Annotated in this window: 17 protein-coding genes and 1 pseudogene; 11 read left to right on the forward strand and 7 right to left on the reverse strand. The window is 67.3% G+C overall.

Annotation, left to right across the window (positions count from 1 at the left end):
* Window positions 1–164: 164 nt before the first annotated feature.
* The 4 genes from OG804_RS04280 to OG804_RS04295 are packed head-to-tail and all read left to right on the forward strand — an operon-like array spanning window position 165 to window position 4,893.
* Window positions 165–1,256 carry a homogentisate 1,2-dioxygenase gene (locus OG804_RS04280; RefSeq protein WP_328394078.1) on the forward strand — a complete coding sequence of 364 codons (1,092 nt, stop codon included), beginning with the start codon at window positions 165–167 and terminating at the stop codon, window positions 1,254–1,256.
* Window positions 1,253–2,455 (forward strand): alpha/beta hydrolase, encoded by a 1,203-nt coding sequence (locus OG804_RS04285; RefSeq protein ID WP_328394080.1) that lies wholly within the window; start codon window positions 1,253–1,255, stop codon window positions 2,453–2,455. The genes OG804_RS04280 and OG804_RS04285 overlap by 4 nt, the downstream gene beginning before the upstream one ends.
* Complete coding sequence (locus OG804_RS04290) at window positions 2,452–4,032, forward strand: class I adenylate-forming enzyme family protein (protein WP_328394082.1); 1,581 nt, start codon at window positions 2,452–2,454, stop codon at window positions 4,030–4,032. Before OG804_RS04285 ends, OG804_RS04290 begins: the two co-directional genes overlap by 4 nt.
* A complete protein-coding gene (locus OG804_RS04295; RefSeq protein WP_328394084.1) occupies window positions 4,033–4,893 on the forward strand; it encodes an enoyl-CoA hydratase/isomerase family protein in 861 nt (286 codons plus the stop codon).
* Window positions 4,894–4,925: 32 nt separating this feature from the next.
* Here OG804_RS04295 and OG804_RS04300 read toward each other — a convergent pair whose 3' ends face one another.
* A complete protein-coding gene (locus OG804_RS04300; protein WP_328394086.1) occupies window positions 4,926–7,406 on the reverse strand; it encodes a LuxR C-terminal-related transcriptional regulator in 2,481 nt (826 codons plus the stop codon).
* A gap of 449 nt (window positions 7,407–7,855) precedes the next feature.
* On the opposite strand from OG804_RS04300, the gene OG804_RS04305 reads away from it, so the two are divergent.
* From OG804_RS04305 to OG804_RS04320, 4 genes and pseudogenes are all read left to right on the forward strand, one after another.
* Window positions 7,856–8,383, forward strand: a complete 528-nt coding sequence (locus tag OG804_RS04305; RefSeq protein WP_328394088.1) for a MaoC family dehydratase — start codon at window positions 7,856–7,858, stop codon at window positions 8,381–8,383.
* Window positions 8,358–8,468: pseudogene (locus tag OG804_RS04310) on the forward strand (hypothetical protein); the annotation flags it as partial. The gene OG804_RS04305 and the pseudogene OG804_RS04310, both read left to right, overlap by 26 nt.
* A gap of 20 nt (window positions 8,469–8,488) precedes the next feature.
* Complete coding sequence (locus tag OG804_RS04315; RefSeq protein WP_328398909.1) at window positions 8,489–8,857, forward strand: hypothetical protein; 369 nt, start codon at window positions 8,489–8,491, stop codon at window positions 8,855–8,857.
* Window positions 8,858–8,924: 67 nt separating this feature from the next.
* Window positions 8,925–9,836, forward strand: coding sequence for an MFS transporter (locus OG804_RS04320; protein WP_328394090.1), 912 nt, complete (start codon window positions 8,925–8,927; stop codon window positions 9,834–9,836).
* Between the two features lie 43 nt (window positions 9,837–9,879).
* Here OG804_RS04320 and OG804_RS04325 read toward each other — a convergent pair whose 3' ends face one another.
* Window positions 9,880–10,116 carry a hypothetical protein gene (locus tag OG804_RS04325; protein WP_328394092.1) on the reverse strand — a complete coding sequence of 79 codons (237 nt, stop codon included), beginning with the start codon at window positions 10,114–10,116 and terminating at the stop codon, window positions 9,880–9,882.
* 75 nt (window positions 10,117–10,191) lie between these two features.
* Entirely contained in the window at window positions 10,192–11,556 is a 1,365-nt protein-coding gene (locus OG804_RS04330; protein ID WP_328394094.1) for an alpha/beta hydrolase-fold protein, read from the reverse strand.
* Window positions 11,557–11,933: 377 nt separating this feature from the next.
* Here OG804_RS04330 and OG804_RS04335 point away from each other — a divergent pair, with 377 nt between their 5' ends.
* Window positions 11,934–12,488, forward strand: a complete 555-nt coding sequence (locus OG804_RS04335) for a hypothetical protein (protein WP_328394096.1) — start codon at window positions 11,934–11,936, stop codon at window positions 12,486–12,488.
* A 4-nt stretch (window positions 12,489–12,492) separates the two neighbouring features.
* Here OG804_RS04335 and OG804_RS04340 read toward each other — a convergent pair whose 3' ends face one another.
* The 4 genes from OG804_RS04340 to OG804_RS04355 all read right to left on the reverse strand — a co-directional run bounded on the left by OG804_RS04340 (window position 12,493) and on the right by OG804_RS04355 (window position 15,928).
* Window positions 12,493–13,152, reverse strand: coding sequence for a Crp/Fnr family transcriptional regulator (locus tag OG804_RS04340; RefSeq protein ID WP_328394098.1), 660 nt, complete (start codon window positions 13,150–13,152; stop codon window positions 12,493–12,495).
* Complete coding sequence (locus OG804_RS04345) at window positions 13,149–15,137, reverse strand: adenylate/guanylate cyclase domain-containing protein (protein ID WP_328394100.1); 1,989 nt, start codon at window positions 15,135–15,137, stop codon at window positions 13,149–13,151. The genes OG804_RS04340 and OG804_RS04345 overlap by 4 nt, the downstream gene beginning before the upstream one ends.
* Window positions 15,138–15,205: 68 nt before the next feature.
* Window positions 15,206–15,652, reverse strand: a complete 447-nt coding sequence (locus OG804_RS04350; protein ID WP_328394102.1) for a MarR family winged helix-turn-helix transcriptional regulator — start codon at window positions 15,650–15,652, stop codon at window positions 15,206–15,208.
* Window positions 15,653–15,784: 132 nt separating this feature from the next.
* Window positions 15,785–15,928 carry a hypothetical protein gene (locus OG804_RS04355; protein WP_328394104.1) on the reverse strand — a complete coding sequence of 48 codons (144 nt, stop codon included), beginning with the start codon at window positions 15,926–15,928 and terminating at the stop codon, window positions 15,785–15,787.
* 83 nt (window positions 15,929–16,011) lie between these two features.
* Here OG804_RS04355 and OG804_RS04360 point away from each other — a divergent pair, with 83 nt between their 5' ends.
* On the forward strand, window positions 16,012–16,434 hold the full coding sequence (locus tag OG804_RS04360; RefSeq protein WP_328394106.1) for a VOC family protein: 423 nt from the start codon (window positions 16,012–16,014) through the stop codon (window positions 16,432–16,434).
* Between the two features lie 185 nt (window positions 16,435–16,619).
* On the forward strand, window positions 16,620–17,207 hold the full coding sequence (locus OG804_RS04365) for an HdeD family acid-resistance protein (RefSeq protein ID WP_328394108.1): 588 nt from the start codon (window positions 16,620–16,622) through the stop codon (window positions 17,205–17,207).
* The last annotated feature ends 18 nt before the right edge of the window (window positions 17,208–17,225 follow it).

The following is a 17,225-nucleotide window of genomic DNA, read 5'->3' on the forward strand; positions in this document are numbered from 1 at the left end:
ATTGAAGACCGGCATGCCGGCGTAGGCGTCGCCCGAAGAGGGTGATCCGCTGGGCGCGCGGCGGCTGTTCGATGGAGGGACACCATGATCCCGAACCGGATGAGGGCCCTTGCGGTACAGCCTCTTCGAGCCCGGATCCCCGGCCACTAGGAGAAGGACCACCTATGGAATCGTTTGTGCAGTTCCGCAAAGGCGAGACTCCGCACCACGTCCATCGCGACCTGAACGGGCTCAAAGACGAGGAACTCGGCCGATCCGGATTCGTCGGGCGCCAGGCGCAGCTCTATCGGCGCAACGACCCGACCAAATACACCTCCTCGGGTCCGATCGGACTGACCGAAGTGCTGGTCGACGATCTCGAGCCCAGCGATCTGCGCTATCCGGAGGGCTGGCCGCTACCACTGTTCCACAATGCGGATGTGCGTTTTCTGCTGAGTCGCCGGCAGGCGCCGATGCCCTTCCACGCCCGCAATATCGGCGGTGACGAGTTGTTCTTCGTGCACCGCGGCACCGGTCGGTTCCAGACCGAATTCGGCACGCTGGACTACGAGCCCGGCGATTGGGTGCTGATCCCGAAGGCGGTGACCTACCGGCAGGTTCCGGATGCGGGGGAGCAGGCCTTGCTGATCATCGAATCCGTGGAGGAGTTCCGTGTTCCCGATCCCGGTGTCCTGGGCAGGCATCATCCTTTCGACCCCACAGTGATGGTGGTTCCCGAACCTGAGGTGTTCACCGACGGCGGCCCGGAGTGGCGGGTCCGACTGACTCGCCGGGAGGAACACGGCGAACTGATCTACGAGCACAACCCCTGCGATGTCGCGGGCTGGAAGGGCGATTACTTTCCGTTCAAATTCAATATCCGCGACTACAACCCGATTCTGTCCGAAACGGTGCATCTGCCGCCGACGGCGCAGATATTCCTGCAATCGGAGGGGGTCGTGGTACTGAACTTTCTGCCCAGGCCGGCCGAAAGCCGCACCGGCGTCGAACGATTGCCGTGGTTCCATCGCAATGCCGACTACGACGAGGTCGGTTTATTCCACAGCGGTGATCTTTACGGAGTGCAGTTGCCACCCGGGCTGCTGATGCACTCGCCGCAGGGTATTCATCACGGGCCACCGGAAAAGGCGCGGGCCCGGGCGCGCCGCAAATTCGCCGATTACGACCGGGTGAACTGGTCGATGATGTCGATCGACACCCGCCGGCCGCTGGTCGTGAATTCCGAGGTCCGCCGGCTCAGCGAGGAGCAGCAATGAGCAACTACACCAGAACTCCCTTTCTCGTCGTGTTTCCGGACACGTCGGCGGCCCGCGACACCTACGGCGGAACCGGGGAGAACGTGGCGCTGGAAGGGCATCTGCTCCGCGGCGCCGAAGACCGCGATACCGTCCTGGTCTTCATGCACCCCATCGGTGGCGGTGCTTATCTGCCGATGACCAACGCGCTGGCGCGGGCCGGTCACCACGTCATCTACTGCAACAGCCGGTACCGGGGCACCGATTCGGCGCTGTTGATGGAGAAGGTCGCCGAGGACCTCGCGGCATGTATGCGCCACGCCCGTACGGAATTCGGTTACCGCAACGTCGTTCTCGCAGGCTGGAGCGGCGGCGGTTCGCTGTCGGTCTTCTATCAGGAGCAGGCCGAGCGGGCGACTGTCACCTCCGCGCCCTCGGGTGACGGTCCGGATCTCACCGCGCTGGACATGCCGCCGGCCGATGGGCTGATGCTGCTGGCGGCGCATGTATCCCGGCACGGCACTCTCACCGAATGGCTCGACGCGTCGATTCTGGACGAGAACGACCCGACGGTGCGCGACCCGGAACTGGACCTCTACGATCCGGCCAATCCGAATCAGCCGCCGTATACCGAGGAATTCGTGCGCCGGTATCGGTCCGCGCAGATCGCCCGGAACCGGCGGATCACCGCCTGGGTCAAGGCTCGGCTCGCTCAGCTGCGCCGGTCCGGCCGCGACGCCGACGAATACGGTTTCGTCGTGCACGGCACGATGGCGGATCCGCGCTGGCTCGATCCGGCCCTGGATTCCAACGATCGGATACCCGGTACCTGCTATCTCGGTGACCCGCGGGTGGTGAACATGAGTCCGGTCGGTCTGGCCCGGTTCACCACGCTCCGGAGCTGGTTGTCGCAGTGGAGTCTCGACGACGCCCACGCCGACGGAGTGCGGGCGGCGGCCGGGGTCAGTGTGCCGGTGCTGGTCGTCGGCAATACCGCCGATGACGCGTGCACACCCGACCACACCCGTCGGTTGCACGAAGCCTTCGTCAACACCACCGCGGAGCGCTACGACGTGCAGGGCGCCACCCACTACTACTCGGGCCCGGAGCAGCGGGCACCCCTGGCCGACGCCGTGAACTGTATCGGGGACTGGTTGCACCGGCACGGCTGGGCGGGCAGCGACAGTGCGTCCGTCGTCGTAGCGGAGCTCGGTCGATGAGCGCGGAGTTGTCCACCGAAGCGGGCGACCCCGGGGATCACAGCTGGGGCGAGATCGTGCTCGGGCAGGCACGCCGGTTCCCCGACGTTGTCGCACTCACCGACGAACACGGTGGCCGGCTCGACTATCGGGGGTTGGCCGATGAGATGCGTCGCGCGGCAGGCTATTGGCGGGCCGCCGGCGTGGGCTCCGGAGATCGGGTGGCCGTTCTGGGGCGCAACAGCGTCGAACTCGTGGTGAATGTTCTCGGACTGACCTGGCTGGGCGCCGCCCCGGTGCTGTTGAACTGGCGGCTGGCGCCCGGTGAGCTCGCCGAGCTGGGGCGCCTGTGCGCCCCCCGCGCCATCGCCTACGACGCCGACTTCGCCGCGGGCGCCGCGGCGGTTCTACCGGCCGGACACCGGGTGGTCATGCTGGGCGGATCGGCCGGCGGCGCCCCCACCACGGCGGTGGAGCGCCGGAGCGCGGTCCCCGATGCTGCCGACGGCCCCGCCGCCGGTGCGGTGCTGGCATTACTGCACACCAGCGGAACCACCGGTCTGCCGAAAGTGATCGCGCTGACCCAGCAGGCATATCTCTGGGGATGCCGGCGACTGGTGACCGCGGCCGGGATGACCGAGCGCGCGGTACATCTGCGCTTCACGCCGTTGTTCCACCTGGCCGGTCTGCAGGAGATCGGATCGAGTGTGCTCAGTGGTGGCACCACCCATCTGCAGACCGCCTTCGATCCGGATATCTGGCTGGACGCGGTGGCCCTGCACGGAGTCGCGTACGGGCATCTCCCCCCGGCGACCATGCGTCGGGTGGTGGCGGCATACGAAGCCCGCGAACGCAAACCAGATCTGTCGACCCTTCGCGAGGTCTGGTACGGGACCGCTCCCGCGAGCCGGGAGCTGGTGACGGCGGCGCTGGCGGCCCTGGGCTGCGATCTGCGGCAGGTCTACGGGATGACCGAGGCGCAGAGTCCGGTGGCGCTCCTCGGCGCCGACGATCATCGGCCGGGATCGCGCGGCATCGGCACCGCGGGCCGGATCCTGCCCGAATGGGAGGTTCGTTTCCAGGCCCCCGACGGCAGCGAGGTGCCGGCCGGAGAACCCGGTGAACTCGTGGTGCGTGGCCGGCCGCTGTTCTCGGGATACTGGAGTCCGGCCGGGGCCGGGGGAAACGGCATCGACGCGGAGGGCTGGTACCGCACCGGTGACGTCGCGATCCTGGACTCCGACGGATATCTCACCGTGGTCGATCGCGTGAAGGACATGGTGATCAGCGGCGGCGAGAACATCTATCCCGCCGAGGTCGAACGGGTATTGAGCGGATACCCGCAGGTGCAGGAGCTCTCGGTGATCGGCGTACCCGACGAGCAGTGGGGCGAACGAGTGCACGCCGTGGTGGTCCCGCGAACACCCGGCGGCTTCGATACCGACGACTTCCTCCAGTGGTGCCGCGATCGGATCGCGGGCTTCAAACGTCCACGCTCGGTCGAGATCGTCGACGAACTACCCCGCAATCCCAGCGGCAAGGTGCTCAAGCGGGAGCTACGCGCCCGGCATCTCGCCTCGACAACAAGGAGCTCGTAGATGACTACGGCGACCACCGGCACCCCGGCCCTGACCAACGCGTTCGCGCGGCGGCTCGAACCGGGCCACTACCGTCGCTTGCAGGTCCGATTGGACGGTACCGTTGCCACCGTCGCGCTCAGCAGCCCGGATCACCGCAACGCCGTCGACGGGTACATGCACGACGAGATCGCGGATGTGTTCACCGCGATCCATCGGGAGCCGGTCGTGCGCGCGGTGATCCTCACCGGCGATCCGGCAGGTGGCGCGTTCTGCGCCGGCGGCAATCTGGACTGGTTGCGGGAGCAGGCGCCCACCGGCGAAGGTTACGAGGTGATCCTGCGCGGCGGCATCGAACTGGTGCGGGCGATGCTCGCGGTGCGGCAACCCGTGATCGCGCAGGTCAACGGGTCCGCGATCGGTCTCGGTGCGACGCTGGCGCTACTCGCCGACATCGTCTACGTCGCCGAGGACGCGGTATTCGCCGACCCGCACGTGGGTATCGGTGTGGTGGCGGGCGACGGCGGCGCGGCCCTGTGGCCGTTGCTGATCGGCCCGCATCGGGCGAAGGAAATGCTGATGACAGGTGATCGGCTCACCGGTCGGCGCGCCGCGGAAATGGGCCTGGTGAACCACGCAGTCCGCGCGGCGGACCTCGCGGACGAGGTGCAGGCCATGGCGCGGCGGCTGGCGGCCGGGCCGCGACTGGCCGTGGAGATGACCAAGGCATCGGTGAATCTGCTGCTGCGCCAATCGATCGAACAGGTGCTGACGGCCTCGATCGCCATGGAGGGTCTGAGTTTCCACGGCGCGGACCATCGTGAGGCGCTGCGCGCATTCGGTGAGAAGCGGGCGCCGCAGTGGGGCGGCGGCCGGGACTGACCCGCCGACCGGCGCACCGGATCGCCTCGTGATCAGTTGCGCCGGTCTCCGGCGATCAGGCCCAGTTCCGACAACCGGTCCACCGCGGCGTCGCGTTGTTCGACACCCAGCTTCTGATAGATGTGCCGCACGTGGGTTTTGACCGTGTTCTCGGAGATGTACAGTTCCGCCGCGATCTGGACATTGGTCCTGCGGGTGGGGAGGAACTGGGCGATTTCGATCTCCCGCTCGCTGAGTACGGACACCTCGCGGGAGGACCGCAGCACAACGGCGCCGATCCGGCGCACATAGGCGGGACTGGGGCCGTGCACGATATCCGCCGCGGCGCGCACACCGGCCACGAGCGGTCCGACCCCGGTGGTGAGGTCCAGCACGGTGCGCCACAGGTCGAGTTGCTCCGCCGAACGCAGGGCCGCGGTGAGGTCGGCCACCGCCTGTCCGGGATCGGTGTGGGCCCGGGCGTGACAGGTGAGCAGGAGCGCGAGTACCCGGTCGATCGGCTCACCGGCTTCCGGAAGGCATCGGGCCAGCTCGGTGCGATCGGCTGGGGCGCCCAGGGCGGCGGCCAGCTGCAGCCGGATCCGGAGGACGTCGGGAGGGGTGGTGGTGCGATGCAGCCGCCGATAGGAGGTCCGGGCGGCCGCCGTATCGCCGGAATACAGCTGGACGAGGGCGCTCGCCGCGAGTATCCGCGCCTGGAGGTGCGAGTCCTCGGTCCGCCGGACCGCGACACCGAGCGATTCGAGAACCGGCCACGCCTCCTCGGCGCGACCCAGCCGGGCCAGCAGCGGAGCCAGCAGGAGTTCGACGCGGTAGACGGTGGTGGGGAACAGGCCCTGCTCGGCCAGCGCCCGCGTCCGGATCAGCAGTTGCGCCGCCGCCTCGATGTCGTCGTGTTCGGCCGCCACCCCCGCGAGCACGAGATGGGCTTCGGCCACGATATGGGTGTCGTGGAATTGTCGTCGCTCGGCAAGCCGGAGCGCGACCTGGGCTTTCTCCACCGCCAACGGCAGATCGCCCGCGTCGAATGCGGCGAGTGCGGTCACCGCCGTCGAATGCACCAGCGAAAGCTGGAGTTCGGACCGGACCACATCGCCCTGCATTCGCGACATCAGGTCGCGAACCGCCGGGATATCACCCTCCCAGAGCCGGATTTCGCGCAGCTGTTCGAGTGTCATCACCCGCAGATACGCCAGCCGGCCGGCCGACAGCGATCCGTCGGGGATCTGGTCGAGCAGAGCCAGGGCGCGTTCGGCGGCGGCCGTCGCGGTAGCGTGCCGGACCAGTACCCGGTCGACCATGGCCTCGGTCATGGCCAGTTCGGCGATCTGATCTGCTCCGGTCCACTGCGCGGTATCGGTCTGGTCGAGCAGTTGCCGGGCCTCGGACGCCAGACCGGCCTGTACCAGGGCCAGCGTCAGCCCGATGACGGAATCCGGTTGCATCCGCAGCTTCCGTGGTAGCTGCCGGAAGCGCTGCAGTGCTTCTTCGGTCCGGCCCAGCGGCTCCATCGCCGAGATCAGCCGACCGAGTTGACGGACGGCGTCGGCGGGATTCGCCTGGAGCATATGGGTCAGTGCGCGATCCCATTCCCCGCGCGCTTCGTGCCAGCGGGCCGCCCGCCGGTGCAACAGCACAGCCTCGGCGGGGCCGGGCGCGGTCCGATCGCGCCGGAGCACCTGGTCCACGATCGGTGGAAACATCAGCGCATCGGTGCCCGGGGCGTCGGCCGGGCGTCCGGGCCCCGGCGACACCTCGGCCCGGACGAGCATCATCTGTGCCCGCCGGGCCCGGTCGAATGCTTCGCTGCCGTCTGTGCCCAGGGCTTCCTGGACGAGATCCGCCGAGAACACGCCCAGGTGAGCCAGGTGCGCGCAACCGGTGCGCAGCTCATCGGGCAGGGGTTCGACGGCCTCGGCTCGCACATACTGCGCGGCTTCGGCGAGCGGTAGCTGTCCCGCCGTGGCGGGGTCGCCGGCGCGGGCCAGCACATCGAGGATGATCTCGACCGGTGCGGGCCAGCCACGGGTGACCCGGTACAGCTCGTCGAGGACGGCGTCGGGGAGGTCGAGGCCGCGTGCGGTGGCCGCCGCGGCGGTGTCGGCGGGGGTGAGGAGTAGATCTTCGAAGCCGATCAGCACGCCCTCGCCGCGCCCGACCGATCGCCAGAAACTGGCCTGCGGTTCGGTCCGGCCGAGGAAGACGAATCGCCGGCCCAGTTCGAGCCCCCGGTCGAGTACGCGCTGGTAATCGGGGGTGCGGGGAAGACGATGACTGTCGTCGACGACGATCGGACCGGACTCGGGCGTGCTGAGAACGTGCAGGAAATCCGCTGCCGCGTCGTCGTCGGTGATCGTCAGCCAGCGGTGCGGCAGTGCCCGCGTCCGCAACCAGTGGCGCACCGCGGTGGTTTTCCCGCTGCCGGCCGGTCCTACCACGGCGGTGACGAGTGCGTCGTCCAGACCGTCGAGTACCGCAAGGGTCCGGTGGGCGACAACCGGCAGGGTTTTCATCCGGCCATGGTAAACATCGAGGTGGACCGGCAGATCATCTTCGGTGGATGATGTCCCGCGCGGTGATCATTGTCTCGCCCCCACCGGTCCTCCGCCGGGCTTCTCAGTGCTCGTCCGCCGGGCTGCGCGGTACCGGAACACCACACTGCTCGGTCCACGGCGCTGCCCTGGCGGGTGCGCCGCCGGTGACAGATCGCGAATGGTGCCCTGTCGTTGGCCGGGGCATCCGCCACGTCGATTCCGGGCGTCGGATGGACGACGCGCGAGCGTAGGCGCTCGGAATTCGGCACATGATCGGCGGTGTCTGATTTCGAGGGGTTCCCGGCCTGTACGGCGGGGTGAGCGCCCGCCCGCTCGGGGCAGACTGGAACGCGTGCTCCCCGGTTCCGCCTTCCGTTCGGCGTCGGCGGATTGCTTTGCACAACAACACTTCTGAAGGAGCAGACCGCATGGAGACCGAAACAGCGTTCGATCGGAGCCGATTCGAGATCGTTGCGCCTCGCACGTTCGAGGACTTGCGGATCGGCGAGGTTTTCCGGGCGCCGAGCCGCACGCTCACCGATGCCCATGCCTCCGCGTTCCAGGTGGTGTCGGCGGACAACCATCCTGTCCACTACGACGCGGAGTGGGCGCGTGCGCACGGACACTCCGCACCAGTGGTGCACGGCCTGCAGGTCCTGGCCTTCACCGCGCCGGGTGCGACGCTGTTCCCGCATGTCATCGGTGAGGTATTCGTCGCGTTCAGCAGCCTCTCCTGTGAATTCCACGTCGAGGTGCACGCCGGGGACACACTGTATTCGCAGCTGGAGATCATCGAGCTCACACCCAGCGGCGACAACGGTCTGGTCACCACCGCGGTATCGGTCCACAACCAGCGTGGGGAGCTCGTCCTGTCGGGCCGTCACGGCTATCTGCTGCGGCGCACCGTTGCCGACGAGCAGCGGTGGCGGCATGCTGCGTCGAACGGTGGCCGATGATCTGGTCGAGGTGCTGGTCCGGGCCGGAGTGAATAGGATCTACGGTCTGGTCGGGGACAGTGTGAACGCGTTCAGTGACGCGGTCCGCGGCGACGGCCGAATCACATGGATCCACGTCCACAACGAGGCGGCGGCGGCCTTCGCGAGACGGTCGCGCACCCGAATCAGCTGGTGCGGCTGGCGCACAGCGCGATACAGAGCGCGATCCTCGACAGAGGCGCCGCCGTTCTGGTGCTGCCCGGTGACACAGACCCCGATGGCCTGCGCGAAGCCCTGCGCGCGGCGCTCGCCTACCCCGGCCCCGCCTTGGTGGATGTGGTGACGACTCCGGACGCGCTGGAGGTTGCCTCACATCTCACGGTCGCGGCGGCGAAAGGTTTCGGCCTGGGCCTCGGGAAGGTCATGATGTCCGGTGGTGTCGGCGAGGTCGCGAATATCGCGCGATCGAACCTGTGCAACATTGCGCGCCCCTGATCGACTCGCGAGCCACCGAGCGAAATACGATGCGCACCAACCGAGAATTGTCCATGGATCACGCGGCGTGCCGGTGATCCCCGAAGCCGCTGGGCCGCGACACCGTCGGGCGCCCGGGTCGGCGAACGCCTTCCGCGCGCTGCGGTCGCGGCCGTTCCGCTGGTACTTCGCGGGCCAGATCGCCTCCGCCAGCGGCACATTCTTGCAGGCGACAGCGATCGGCCGGCTGGTACTGCAGCTGACCGGGTCACCGGCGTCGCTGGGCACGGTCCTGGCCGCAGGCGGCCTCCCGCAATTGCTGTTCGGCCCGTGGGGCGGGATGATCGCCGACCGGGTGGATCTACGCCGCCTCCTGATCGGCACCCAGATCGGGAACGGGCTGCTGGCAGCCGCGCTCTGGCTGACGGCGGTAACCGGACATGCGGGGGTGCCGTCGATCGTCGCCATCTCAGTGGCGGGCGGCCTGGTGCAGATACTCGACGCGCCCGCGCGCCAGACCTTCGTCGCGCAGCTGGTTCCGGCCGCGGACCTGGCCAGTGCGGCCAGCGTCAACGGTGTCGTCATGAACAGCGCTCGTGTCGTCGGTCCGGTGCTGGCCGGCCTGCTGATCGCATCCGTAGGCACCGTGCCGTGTTCCTTCGGTATCGCTCTGGCCGCGACCGCCGTGGCACCGAATCTGATCACCGCGTGCGCGGCGCTATCAGCTACCGGCGGCGCGGCATTCTGCTTCGTCACGCTGGCATCTACTGCACTGCAACTACATTCGGACCCCGCGTACCGAGGCCGGGTCATGGCGCTCTGGGTGTTCGTCTTTCTCGGCACCACCCCGATCGGCAGCCTGGTCACCGGGTGGATCATCAACCTCGCCGGTCCTCGTGCCGCTCTCCTCGTCGGCGCGGCTGCCTGCCTGGCCGCCGCCTCCCTCGCTGCCCGAGTGCACACGCCGCCCCATCCGGACGCGGTGCTCCGAAAGCGTTGAGGACGCCTGATCCGGAACGCGTGACGGTGTGTCCGTCCGATCGCTATGTCGCCGCAGCGCGCGTACGAGGCTTACCGGCTTTCGTGGCCGATGATCGGGTCGCGCGTCGTGCCGGCGTGGGCTTCGCATCCGTCGAACCCGCTCCCGGGAGCAGCCGGGAAGAGTGGTCGAGGATGGAATCGAGCCCGTGCTCGAAGTTCCGGTCGTCGGGCGCGCCCGAGTGGTAGCCCTTGGCGGCGGCCTGCGCCAGCAGGGGCGTGGTCTCCGGGTCGATGATCACGTTCTCGTAGTACGCGGGGCGCCGCCTGAACTGCGTGGGTCGGCTGTCCGGCCAGAGCTGAACCGAACTCGACGATCACACGAGAGCCGCAGGTCGCAGCCGGGCGATGATGCCGTCGAGGTCGACGGCGAACATGTCGGGCCGGAAGACGTGACCGCCGGGCGCCTCGTGCCCTTCATGTGGGATGCCGACCGCCGTGAGGCGTTCACGGAACTCCCGTTGGCCGGCGAGCACCTGGGTCTCGTTCACGCTGTCGAACCAGTTGATCGGATCCGGACTGGTGCCGGCGACGAAGAAGATCCGCTTGTTCCGGTACCTGTCGATACGCTCGACGGGGTTGTCTGCGGTGACTCTGGCCTGGTTCCAGAACGGCGCGCCGTAGATCGTGCCGCCGGCCAGGTCCGCCGCGGCCGAGGACACGTTCGCCCAATGCACGACCAGTCCGAAGTCGCGACGCAGACTCGCCGGGCCGGAATGGCTGCTGACCGAGGCGAAGTGGCCGTAGTACTTGGCCATGTATTTCAGCGCACCGAAGCCGCCCATCGAAAACCCGGCTACCGCACGGCCGTCGTATTCGGCGTACGTCCGGAAATTAGCGTCGATCCAGGGGAGCAGCTGGGCGATGTGGAATGTCTCCCAGTTCCGGGGGCCGACGAATGAGCTGACCGGATTGGAGTACCAGCCCGCGTGTCCGCCGTCGGGCATCACGACGATGATCGGCTTTCCGGCGGTGAGTTCGCGGATGCCCAGAAAGTCGAATGCGCGGAAGTCCTGGTCGCCGCCGTGGAACAGGTAGAGGACGGGATACGCGCGTCCGCTGGTGCGATAGTCGTCGGGAAGCAGGACATTGACTCCGGGGTTCCAGCCGATCGCACTGGTCTGGAACCGGTAATACCACATCCGAGGGTCGTTCTCGTTGCGGTCCACGATCGACAGTCCGAATCCGTTACTGCGACCGGCGAATAGGACCAGTATCTGCCCGATATCGATGACGTCGGGTTCGGCAATGCCATTGACAGTGGCGATCAGCGGAGAATACGAGGCGTCGCCGTAGTAGCGCAATGCCAATTCCGGCAGCGTGTCCCCTGCGACAACCTTGTATCTCACGAGCTCGGGAATGATCAGCCGTCGCCCCACATCGACGTCGGATTCGGTGATTCCGCTGGCGGTGGCGATCAGCGGAGACAGTCCCGCGTCGCCGTAGCAGCGCAATGCCAATTCCGGCAGCGTGTCCCCCGGGAGAACCTCGTGTCCGGTGAAATCGGGAATGATCAGCTGTTGCCCCACGCCGACTGCACCGGGTTCGACGATATCGATGGCGTCGGGACCGGTGATTCCGCTGGCGGTGGCGATCAGTGGAGATAGGTCCGCGTCGCCGTAGAAACGAAGTGCCAATGCCGGCAGCGTTTCCCCGGCGGCCACCGTGTGTGTTCTGACCATTCGAATCCACCCCTTCAATAGCCGTTCGCTCTAGTGTCCAACGCTGGGAATTCGTTGTCCAGTACTCCAGCCGCACCTGTCCAGATCGGAACTCGTTGCGGCGGAACGATCGTCCGCGTGGATTTCGGCTCGGGCCGGTGGGCCGGTCGGTAGGTGCCGCGCAGCCGTCCCCACCGATGACCCGCCATCTGCCACCGAACGAGAGCGACCCGTCGGCCGACGGGAGAAATTGGCGCTGACCGCGGTCGCGCGAGGGGTCTCGGCGAGTTCTTGTGTCGGCTCGGACACACAGTGGATGTCGGTGCGCGAACAGACCGTTCGGGTCCGGGGCCGAAGAATTGCGGTCACTGGAAAACGAACGCCATTCGGAGGATCCCATGTCGAGATTCACAACCATGATCAATACGACCGCCGCCGCGATTGCCGCTGCCGCTGTGGTGGGCCTGTCCGCGGCCCCTGCCGCGACGGCGGACCCGGCGCCGGCTCCGGCCGCGTCGGCGCAGGTGCCGGTGAAAACGCAAGGATGGCTGAATATCTACGCCGGGCAGGCGCCGTTCGGCGCCGATGCTGTCGAGCTCACCGCGGTCACCGACCCGGCGGTCGGGCTGCGCGTCACCGACGGCGACGGTCGCTCGCTCTACCGGTTCGACAAGGACACCGCCAACCCGTCGCAGTCGAACTGCCACGGCGACTGTGCCGTCACGTGGCCGCCACTGCTGGTGAGCCGGGGACAAGGGCTCTACATCGTGGGGATCGACCCGGGGCGGGTCGGATTCGTCGAGCGCGCGGACGGAACGTGCCAGATCACCGTCGGTGGCTGGCCGGTGTACCACTTCGCGAAGGACGAGCGGCCGGGTGACCTGCGGGGTCAGGGTGTCGGTGGTACCTGGTTCGCGGTCGCGCCCACCGGCGGCAAGGCGCTCGCACACTAGACCTTCAACGGGCGGAGCCGACCAGCGCCGCCCGGTCGATCACGGTGATGCGACCACGGGTCAGCGCGAGAATGTTGCGTTGTTGCAGATCGCGCAGCACCTTGTTCGCCGTGGCCCTGGTCGTTCCGGCCATGGACGCCAGATCTTGCTGATTGAGCCGGATCTCGGCAACGGAATTCGATCCGCCATAGATCGAGGCAAGATCGATCAGACGCCGGACGACCCGGGTTTCCACCGGTAGATACAACGCCTCGAGCACCTGAGCAGAGAGCCGCCGCACCTGAGCGGCCAAGGTGGCGATCATGACCCGGTCGATCTCCGGGTAACTCTGCCGCAGCGCCGTCAACTGTGCGCGGCTGAACGTCAACGTTTCGACATTCTCGACCGCCTCGACAGTCGCGGTACGGCGGGCGCTGCTGTCGAGCACCGCCAGTTCGCCGAACGAGTAGCCGGGGCCGAGCATGGTCAGCGTCGCGCTGTCCCCGAACGGGGTGGCGACCCGGACGATGAGCCGGCCGGACTTGATCAGATGCAGACAGTCACCGGGATCGCCTTCGTGGCAGAGGATTTCCCGGCGTTTGTACCGGCGCGGTGTGCACGAGGCGAGGATTTCGCGCCGCTCCGATTCGCGCAATCCACGGAGTATCTCGAAATCGGTGGTCACCGCAATCCATCCAGCACATAGCAGGTCACCGGTTCACTCCGGCCTCGGACAGTGACTGTGCCACGGCTGCGCACCTGTGCGCGCGAGCCGAGGTGCGCGTAGGTCGGCGAGCCGATGACCACGGTCCCCGGCTCCGCCAGACTCTCCAGCCGGGCGGCGAGGTTGGTCGTATCACCGATCGCGGTGTAGTTGCGCATCTGCTGCGCGCCGATATTGCCGACCAGCGCCGGACCGGTATTGACCCCGACCCGGAAACGCGGCCAACCGGGGTGCGGAACCGCTGTTTCGGCGACCACCCGCTGGAGCGCGAGTCCCGCGGCGGCCGCCCGCAGCGCATGATCCGGCTGGTGCGTCGGCGCGTTGAACAGGGCCATCACCGCGTCGCCGACGAACTGGACCACCGTCCCACCGCAGTCCAGAATCGCCGGCACGATCACGCCGTAATACGTGTTCAGCATGTGCACCACCGCTTCCGGGGTCGCGGACTCGGAGAACGGCGTGAATCCCGACAGGTCGGCCATGAGCACGCTGACCTCGGCGATCCGGCCGCCGAGTCCGGCCTGGGACGGGTCGGCGATCAGCGCGGTCGCTACCGTAGGCGACATATAGGACCGGAACAGTCCGTCGATCTGCTGATACAGGCGGGCGTTCTCCACCATGACCGACGTCCGATCGGCGAACGATCGCAACATCGCCAGCTCGGTATCGCTGAAGCGGCCTCCCACCCGGTGCGCCTCGAGCATTCCGGCCCGGCTTCCCTTGACGACCAGCGGAAACCCCAGCGACCGCGGGTCGGCAGGCCCACCGTCGGAGAAGACCAGTTCGTGGCCTCGAACCAACCCCAACCGGAATCGATCCCGTTCGAACGCCTGCGAAACGAGGTGCAGCACGTCGTCGAGCAGATCCTTTTCGCCGCGAATGACGTTCGACCGCTCACCGATCACCGCCAGCAGCCCCAGGCGGCGGACCTGCTCCCGCTCGCTACCCAGCGCGTAGGCGCCCTGCTGCAGTACCGCGACCTGACGTTCGGTGAGCCCGAATCGTTTGGACAACCGGGCCCCGACCGCTCCCAGCGGCTCGGTCGAGGCGACGCCGCCCTCGGCGCGCGCCTGCAGCGCGTCGACCATCTCGTTGAGGGCCCGTGTGTAGTCGCGCTCCAGCCCCGCCATGGTCTGGTGCAGGGTGACGCTGTCGAAGAGTCCGAGAGCCGAGCCCTCCCGCCGGAATTGCAGGTGGGCGCTACTGGAGATGAGCACGAAGGCAGCCAGCATCAGCACATGCCATTCCCACCACGAGGTGTGCCAACTGCGACTGAAACCCACGGCGAAAAGTGCCTCGGCCAGTAGCACGAAGGCGGTGAGCACGCTCAGCAGCACCACGCCCCGTCGTCGCGCGTACTGGCGGCCATAGCGAAATGCCGCGGCGAGATAACACGCGGACCCGACGAAGGCCACCCCGACCAGCGGTCCTCTGGCCTCCGTCGGGTCGGGCGCGTGGTGCAGTGGCGGTAACTGTGCCATCGATACCACGGCCCACGTCACGAGCAGCAGCGTGGGGAGTGCGGACAACATCCACGCCGACCGATGCAATCGGGCGGCCGCCGCGGGACCGAATTCCACCGACGACGCCAGGGCGGCAGCACCGCCGAGTCCCAGCCCGACGGGTACCGAATAGACGAAGCCGGCGTTCGGCGTCAACAGGATCACGCCGGGAGTCGCCAAGGCGTGCAACCCGAGGAAACCCGCACTGAACTGGAACACCAGCGATACCAGGATCAACCGGGCGTCCCGGCGCATCCGGGCGGCCCGGAACAACATCACGCCCAGCGCCATCGCGAGGGCGGCGGTGGTGAGCACCAACCAGAAATGCGTCCCGTGGTGCTCGTAGTCGGTGTCGAGTTCGGGACGGGATACCAGCAGCCACAACCCGAGCGCAGGGAGTGCGACGTGTCCCAGCCAGAGCAGAACCTTGACCTTCGACACCATCCGAACGCTACCGCGCGGCTCGCCCGAGGGAAACCGGAACAGCTGATCAGGTCGCCGCCACGGGCCCTCTACCAGTGCCAGGCGTCGCCACCGACGTTCGCGATGGTTCGCTGCAGGACAGTGATGGTCGTGACGTACTCTTCCTCGCTGATGCCCTGCATCCGTTCGTCGTGCAGGGCTTTCTGCACGTGCGCGGCGCGCTCGAATCGCTCGGTCCCGACCTCGGTGGATTCGAGGCTCGCGCCGGCTTCCCGCACCCACCCTTTCCGGATCGCCGAGGCCAGGGCTGCGTCTATCGCGGCAACCGAGCCGTTCGGACCGATCGTCCGGATGATCGCGGCTCGTGACAGACCCTCCGGGTGCAGCGAGAGCTGATGCAGGACCCACCATTCGGCCTGGGTCACACCGATCGCTTCGAGCGCGGCGCGGGTACGGGCTCCGATGGCCGCACCGGCGCGGACTGTCCAGAATCCGATCGGCTGGCGGGCAGGAGGTTGCATGGGCTGTGTCGTCATGCCATCGACGCTAGAAGCTCGATCATTGTTGAGGTCAAGCCCGCGATCGGTTCGGATCGGCCGTCGGAGAGTTGAGGTGGACGTGTTGATCGCGTTCGCGGTGGGTATCGACGTGTCGGCAGGATCGAGAGATCACGCGAGCTTCGTCCAACTACCGGGGATTCCTGCGCGTGTGCAGAACCAAAGACTGGCGACCACATCGGTGAAAGGTTCGTCGTTCTTGGGATCATGGCCGACTTCGACACCGGTCTGTCCATCGCCTTCGACGAAAGTCACGAGGTCACATCGAGGGACGATGAATTCCCCGTGCCAGGGCCGTCTCTACCGGTGAGGTCTGTACCCATCCGAGAGGAAGTGCTGTGAACTGGACCCTCGAAGTCGTCATCGTCCCCGTATCCGATATCGATCGGGCGAAGGACTTCTACAGCGAGCGATTGGGATTCACGGTCGACCACGATACGAAGATCGGCGACGGCATGCGCATCGTGCAGCTGACGCCGCCGGGCTCCGGGTGCTCCATAGTCATCGGCGAAGGCGCGGTCCCGAAGATGGAACCGGGTTCGGTGAAGGGCCTTCAACTTGTCGTGCCCGATATCGGGCAGGCGCACAAGGAACTGATGACGCGCGGTGTGGCGGTCACCGATGTCCAGGTGCTGGGCCGAAATCCCTCGCCCACGCCGGATCCCCTCGACAACGTCGGGTTCATCTTCTTCGAGGATCCGGACGGCAACAGCTGGGGTGTGCAGCAGATCTCGTCGCGGGGCGAGTCGAAACCGGCCTAGCGTCGCAGACGGCGCTCGGTGAGCGGGTGGTCGCGCTGCCGGTGGTCGCGGTGGCCGGACGAAGTGCCGGCGTGCAGTGCGCGATCGCTCGCGCGTCCGGCCGCCACGAATGGTCACCGATACCGACAGCGTTTCTCGGCTGGCGAATCATCAGCAATTGGCCGGGAGCGTCATATCATGCCTGCATGATATCCAGCGATGTTCACTACGAGGGGCCGTTGCATCAGCTGGCCCGGCGCGCGTGGCAGGCGATGTTGATCATCGGCCTGGTGTCGGTGGTCGTCGGTGTCGTGGTGCTGATCTGGCCGGGTCCGACAATCGTGGTCCTGGCTGTCCTGTTCGGTATCTATCTGCTGGTTTCGGGCATCTTCCAGCTGGTCGCGGCGTTCGGCGGTCACGTCTCGAGCGGCTGGCGGGTCATGCTGATCGTCAGCGCGGTACTGTCGTTCATCCTGGCCTTCTTCGCCTTGCGTCATCTCGGCGACGCTGTTCTGCTGATGGCCCTGTGGATCGGAATCGGCTGGATGTTCCGCGGCGTCGCGGTTCTGGTCGCTGCTGCAGACGCGCCTTCGGGCACCCCCGGGCGCGCCTGGAATGTCTTTTTCGGCATCGTGCTGCTGATCGGCGGCGGTATGTTGATCGTCTGGCCGTTCAACTCCGTCGCCGTGTTGACGGTGGTGGCCGGTTGGTGGCTGATCTTCATGGGCATTGTGGAGGTCGTCGGCGCGTTCCAGGTACGCGGCGGGGCGAAGAACACGCCGAGTGTCGCCTGAGCTCCCGCCACGGCAATT

Source organism: Nocardia sp. NBC_00416, assembly GCF_036032445.1.
GTDB lineage: Bacteria > Actinomycetota > Actinomycetes > Mycobacteriales > Mycobacteriaceae > Nocardia.